The sequence below is a fragment of the Acidimicrobiales bacterium genome (assembly GCA_035512495.1).
Taxonomy (GTDB): Bacteria; Actinomycetota; Acidimicrobiia; order Acidimicrobiales; family CADCSY01; genus DATKDW01.
On record DATKDW010000046.1, the window covers coordinates 1 to 5,868 of the forward strand.

Sequence of the window (5,868 nt, forward strand, 5' to 3'; positions counted from 1 at the left end):
CGCCGAGGGCCGGCCCGAGGGCCTCGACCCCGACAAGGAGTTCTGGCCCGCCGGCCAGGGCGCCGGCGGCATCCAGGACCTGGTCCCCGCCGCCGAGCTGGTCGAGCGGTTCGTGGCCGAGGCCGAGGCGGCACTCGCCCGGGCGTCGGGGACCCTCACCGCGTAGCCGTGTCGCTTCTGGGCCGCGGCCGACGCATCTGAGGCGTGCCGAGCATCCCGGTCCGAGCTGGCGCCCCGCTGAGTCGGACTACGCCCCGGTGAGCCGTTTGCGGGCTGCGGCCGAGCGCTCGATGAGGTGCGGCGGGATGGAGACGCCGTTGACGACGGGGGCCTCGCCGGACACGGCATCGGCCTCACCGCCCTCGGCGGCGGCCTCCTCGGCCTCGGCCCGGTCGAAGGCGCCGGACTCGAGCGCGTGGCGGCGCTTGTCGACCATCTCGTCGTACTGCTTGGCGGGCACCAGGTGCTCGCGGTTGATCGAGCCGAGGTTCACGCCGTTGTCGAACATGACGTGGTAGCGGATCCAGAGGTCCCAGCCGTTGACCAGGACGACCTTGCCCGGGGTCCCCTCGGGCACGCCGGGCAACGGGGTGAAGGCGCGGACCTTGGACTTGCGCTTCAGCACGCCGTCGTTGCCGATCTCGGCGGCGATCAGGGCCGGATCGACGTCGGGGGTCGCGGGCTCAGTGGCCACCTCGGGCTCGACCAGGGTCATGGCGCCAATGCTGGCACGGCAGCCGCCACCGGACGGAACTCAGGACCTTCGTAGATGGGTCACCCCCGTCGCGCGTCGGCCCAGCTCTTCCCGGCCTCGACGTCGAGGTCGTGGGGCAGACCGAGCACCCGCTCGGCGACGATGTTGCGCTGCACGTCGCCGGTGCCGCCGCCGACGGTGAGGGCCGGGGCGAACAGGTAGCCGAAGTGCCAGCCCCACAGGTCGGGGCTGCCACCGGCCCGCTGGTGCTCGAGCATGCCGTGGGCGCCCGCCAGGTCCTTGGCGAGCTCCATGATCCGCTGGCCGTGCTCGTCGGCGAGGATCTTGCGGATCGACGCCTCGGGACCGGGCTGCTCCCCCCGGATCCGGGCCGTGACGGTGCGGAGCCGGATGAGGCGCAGGAGCTCGGCTTCGATGTGGAGCTGGGCCAGGCGGTCACGGACGACGGGGTCGTCGCACCCGCCCCCGGACCGGACCTCGTCGAGCAGGTCCGAAGCCGCCGGCCCCATCCCCCACAGGGCACCGCCGGAGGACAGCGAGACCCGCTCGTTGCCGAGGGTGACCTTGGCCAGCGCCCAGCCGCCATGGACGTCGCCGACGCGGTTGGCGTCGGGGATGCGCACGTCGGTGAGGAAGACCTCGTTGAAGGTGTGCCCGCCCGTCATCTCGATGATGGGGCGGATCTCGATGCCCTCGGCGTCCATCGGGCAGATGAAGTAGGTGATGCCCTGGTGCTTGGCCACGTCGGGGTCGGTGCGGGCGATGAGGATCCCGAACGCCGACTGGTGGGCCATCGAGGTCCAGATCTTCTGTCCGTTGACGACCCATTCGTCCCCGTCGCGCACCGCCCGGGTCCCGAGGTTCGCCAGGTCGGAACCGGCACCGGGTTCGGAGAACAGCTGGCACCAGATCTCCTCGGCGGCGAGGAGCGGCAACAGGTACCGCTCCTTCTGCTCGCCGGTGCCGGCGTGGAGGATGGTGGGACCAGCCCAACCGATGCCGATCATGTTCGACGGGCGCTTGATCCCGGCGGCGGCGAGCTCTTCGTCGACGATGATCTGATGGATCGGATCGGCGTCGAGGCCCCACGGCTCGGGCCAGTGGGGTGCGACGTAGCCGGCCTCGGCCAGCTGGCGCCCCGTCGGCTCGGGGTTGGCGGTCAGCCACTCCCGCACGGCGAGGCGGCGAGGGTCGTCCTGGGGTGGGAAGTCGAAGTCCACGGCGGCACACTAGGACCCGTCTCCGGTCCCAGATCCCGTCCGGTTTTCTTCCCGCTGCGCGCCCGTTTCGGGTTACCATCGGAAGTCGGGCCTGTGCCGGTGCCACCAACCGGTTGCACTTTTGTGTACCCGAACGCAATTCGCCCCGCTTCTTGGAGGTCCTCGTTTCCGTGAGTCCCGCAGCACGCGCCACACGCTCAGGTGAGTCCGACGAGGACATCGTCAGGCTGTACCTGAACGACATCGGGCGCCACGCTCTGCTCACCAAGGAGGACGAGGCCCGCCTCGGCGCTCTGGTGCAGGCGGGTGTCGAGGCTCGCGAGCGCCTCGCCGCCGACGATGACCTCTCCCCCTCGGAGAAGGCCAAGATGCGCCGCCAGGTGCGCGCCGGCGACCGGGCCACCGAGCAGTTCGTCAACGCGAACCTGCGCCTCGTGGTCTCCATCGCCAAGAAGTACCACCGCACCGAGCTGCCGCTGCTGGACCTGATCCAGGAGGGCAACCTCGGCCTCATCCACGCGGTGGAGAAGTTCGATCACCGCAAGGGCTTCAAGTTCTCCACCTACGCCACGTGGTGGATCCGCCAGGCCATCACCCGCGGCGTGGCCAACACCGCCCGCACGATCCGCCTCCCGGTGCACGCCCACGACCTGCTGAAGCAGATCGACAAGGCCCGCGGCATGCTCGAGTCCAAGCTCGGCCGCCCGCCCACCCTGGACGAGCTCTCCGTCGAGGTCGGCCACCCGCCGGCCAAGATCGAGGAGATCCTCGCCTCGGCCCGCATCGCCAAGTCCCTCGACGACGGCCTGTCCGACGACGGCGACATGACGCTCGGCGACCTGGCCGCCGTGGCCGAGGACGACCCCGAGGGCGACGCCGTCACCGAGGCCACCCGCGGCGACGTGCTCGCTGGCCTCAAGGGCCTCGACGAGCGAGAGCAGCGCATCCTGATCCTGCGCTACGGACTCGACGGCCACGAGCCCCGCACCCTCGACGAGGTCGGTCGCCACTTCGACCTCACCCGGGAGCGCATCCGCCAGATCGAGGCCCGGGCGATGAGCAAGCTGCGCCACCCGGCCAACGCCGGCATCCTCGCCGATCTCGCGTCGTAGGGCAGGGCACAGCCACCTCCGCAGCGAACCTCTCCCCAGGTCTACGGGGAGAGTGTCGTGCACGGTCACAGGTCATGGTCGGGGTTGCTGGTGCGAGCGGTGGTGGCGCTCGCCACCCTGGGCGCGCTGCCGCTGATCACCGCCCCACCGGCGGTCGCCCAGTCGACGGCTGATGCCGTCGAGGCGTGCGACCCGCTCACCGCCGTACCCGAAGCCGGCCCCCGCACCTGCGGCGGGCTCGAGCGCGCCATCTGGCTCGCCGCCCAGCACTGCCGTCGGGTGCCGCCCGCGCAGGAGCCGGTGTGCCCCTCGATCGACGGCCGGCCGGTCCACGAGTCCGCGATGCAGGCCTACGAGCAGGGTTGGGTCGCCCGGGCCCTCGACCTGCAACGGGAGCTGGACCTCGACGTCCCGCTCCTCGAGGCCCTGATCCCGAGCACGCACAACTCCGGCAACTCGACGGCGTACGACCCGTCGCTCACCATCAATGACGCCAACCAGGTCGTCTCGGTCACCGACCAGCTGCGACTCGGCATGCGGGGCATCGAGATCGACCTGCACTGGACCCCGCACCCGACGGGCGACCCCGAGCACGGCTTCCGCGCCGTCGTGCAGTGCCACGGCCAGTCGGCGCAGACCCCGGCCGGTTCGGTCCACCCCGGCTGCTCGGTCGACCGCACCTTCGACGACCACCTGGCCGAGCTGGCCGCTTGGTTCGAGCGCCCCGAGGCCGAGGGCGAGCTGGTGGTGCTGTACCTCGAGAACCAGCTCGACGGGTCCGACGCCGCCCACGCCTCGGCGGTCGAGTCGCTCGATCGCCACCTCGGCGACCTCCTGTACCGGCCTGAACCGAACGCCGACTGCCAGGACCTGCCCCTCACCCGCACCAAGCGGGAGCTCCTCGCCGGCGGTGCCCAGGTGCTCGTCACCGGCAACTGCGGCCCGGCTGGCTGGACCGACTTCGTGTTCCAGCGGGGTGGAGTGTGGAAGGAAGGTGGCTCGGTCACCGACTACCTCGCCGGCACCACGTGCGAGGCCGAGCGGGAAGCACGCGACTACGAGAACACCTTCGTCCGCCGCTTCGAGGACTCCACGTTCCTGTCCCTGATGGTCAACGGCGGGTCGCACATCTCGCCCGAGGTCGCCGCGTCCATGGTCCGCTGCGGCGTGAACTTCCCGGGCCTCGACCAGATCCACCCCGGCGACGAGCGCCTGCCGGCCCTGGTGTGGAGCTGGCGGGACGACGCCGACCCGGACGACCCGGCGGCGGCGTGCGCCGCCCAGGGCGACGACGGCCGGTTCGACTCGCGGCCCTGCGAGTCGGCGCTGCCCGTCGCGTGCCGGACCGCTGACGGGGGTTGGGTTGCCTCCACGCAGCCAGCGGCATGGGCCGACGGGGAGCTCGCCTGCCAGGCCGACGGCCACGCCGGCGCTGGCGTGCCGGCGAACGGCTGGGACAACGAGCTCCTCCGCCAGGCGACGGACGGTCTCGGCGACGTGTGGCTGGCCTACGCCCGCCAGGCCCAGGCCGACGGCAGCGAGCGCTGGACGGTGGGGATCCCCGAGCGGGACCCGGACGCTGACGCCGGCGGTGACGACGACGGTCCGGGGCGCAGGCCGCTCGATCCAGGACGGGCCGACCACGCTGGTCCACCTCCGGGCGTCAGGGGGCCCGGCGGCGAGCGCGATGCGGTCACCGGCGTCGACCTGGCCCGCACCAGCTACTCGGGCGACCCCCGCACCGCCCACCACCCGTGGGTCGCTGGCATCGCCGTGCTGCTCGTGGTCGGGCTCACCGGGCTCGGCACACGCCGCCGACGCGCCGCCTGAACGGCGCGCGACACCAGCACCGGCAGTTCCCGATGGGCAGGGCTGGGGCGAGCCCTGCGTAGGGTGCCGGGCATGCCCGGATGGAACTTCGCCGACGCCTGGGAGACGGTCGCCGAGACCCTCCCCGAGGCCCCTGCCCTGCTGCACGGCGACCTCGTCCGGACGTGGGGCGACTTCGACGCCCGGGCCGATGGCGTCGCCGCCGCGCTGCTGGAAGGCGGCGTCGCCGAGGGCACGAGCGTCGCCCAGTACCTCACCAACCGGCCCGAGTACCTCGAGGCGGTCTTCGCCTCGTTCAAGCTCGGCCTCGCCCCGGTGAACACCAACTACCGCTACGTCGAGGACGAGCTGCTCTACCTGTGGGACAACGCCGACACCTCGGCCGTGGTCTTCGAAGGGCAGTTCACCGAGCGGGTCGAGCACATCCGTGACCGGGTACCGGGCGTGCGGGTCTGGCTGTGGGTCGACGACGGGCACGGCGCGTGCCCGGAGTGGGCGACGTCGTTCGAGGCGGCCGCCACCAGCGGCGCGAGCCGCGCGTCGAGCCCGTGGGGCCGCTCCGACGACTCGCTCTACCTGCTCTACACCGGCGGCACGACCGGGATGCCGAAGGGCGTCATGTGGCGCAGCGACGACCTGCTCCTGGTCCTCAACGACGGCGCCCCCCGGGCCCGCAAGCTGCCCGAGGACGCCGACCTCGACCACCTGCGCCAGGCCGTCTCCACCCCCGGCATCCGGACCCTGCCGGCATGCCCGCTGATGCACGGCACCGGTGCGTTCAACGCCTTCACCGCCCTCACCGTCGGCGGGTCGGTCGTGACGCTCACCACGTCGAGCTTCGATCCCGTCGAGCTGCTCGACGCCGTGCAGGACAAGCAGGTCAACAACACCGCCATCGTCGGCGACGCGTTCGCCCGCCCGATCCTGGCCGCGCTCGATGCCGAGCCGGAGCGCTGGGACATCTCGTCACTCAAGGTCGTCGTCTCGTCGG

The 5,868-nt window shown here is 72.1% G+C and carries 5 protein-coding genes; 3 read left to right on the forward strand and 2 right to left on the reverse strand.

Annotation, left to right across the window (positions count from 1 at the left end; all coding sequences use genetic code 11):
• Positions 1-247 precede the first annotated feature (247 nt).
• Positions 248-715, reverse strand: a complete 468-nt coding sequence (locus VMN58_05940; GenBank protein ID HUF32731.1) for a hypothetical protein — start codon at positions 713-715, stop codon at positions 248-250.
• Positions 716-774: 59 nt separating this feature from the next.
• Positions 775-1,935 (reverse strand): acyl-CoA dehydrogenase family protein, encoded by a 1,161-nt coding sequence (locus tag VMN58_05945; GenBank protein HUF32732.1) that lies wholly within the window; start codon positions 1,933-1,935, stop codon positions 775-777.
• Positions 1,936-2,105: 170 nt separating this feature from the next.
• Between VMN58_05945 and VMN58_05950 the strand changes: the two genes are divergently transcribed.
• From VMN58_05950 to VMN58_05960, 3 genes are all read left to right on the forward strand, one after another.
• Positions 2,106-3,047: a sigma-70 family RNA polymerase sigma factor gene (locus VMN58_05950; protein HUF32733.1), complete on the forward strand. Its 942-nt coding sequence runs from the start codon at positions 2,106-2,108 to the stop codon at positions 3,045-3,047.
• 84 nt (positions 3,048-3,131) lie between these two features.
• The gene (locus VMN58_05955) at positions 3,132-4,877 is read left to right on the forward strand and encodes a hypothetical protein (protein HUF32734.1); all 1,746 of its coding nucleotides are present in this window, start codon (positions 3,132-3,134) and stop codon (positions 4,875-4,877) included.
• Positions 4,878-4,949: 72 nt separating this feature from the next.
• Positions 4,950-5,868 (forward strand): AMP-binding protein (locus tag VMN58_05960; protein HUF32735.1); only part of this gene is annotated, 919 nt, incomplete at its 3' end.

Excerpts from the sequence above, each read along its gene's own strand:
- VMN58_05940 (HUF32731.1), bottom strand. The coding sequence starts at position 715 with ATGACCCTGGTCGAGCCCGAGGTGGCCACTGAGCCCGCGACCCCCGAC.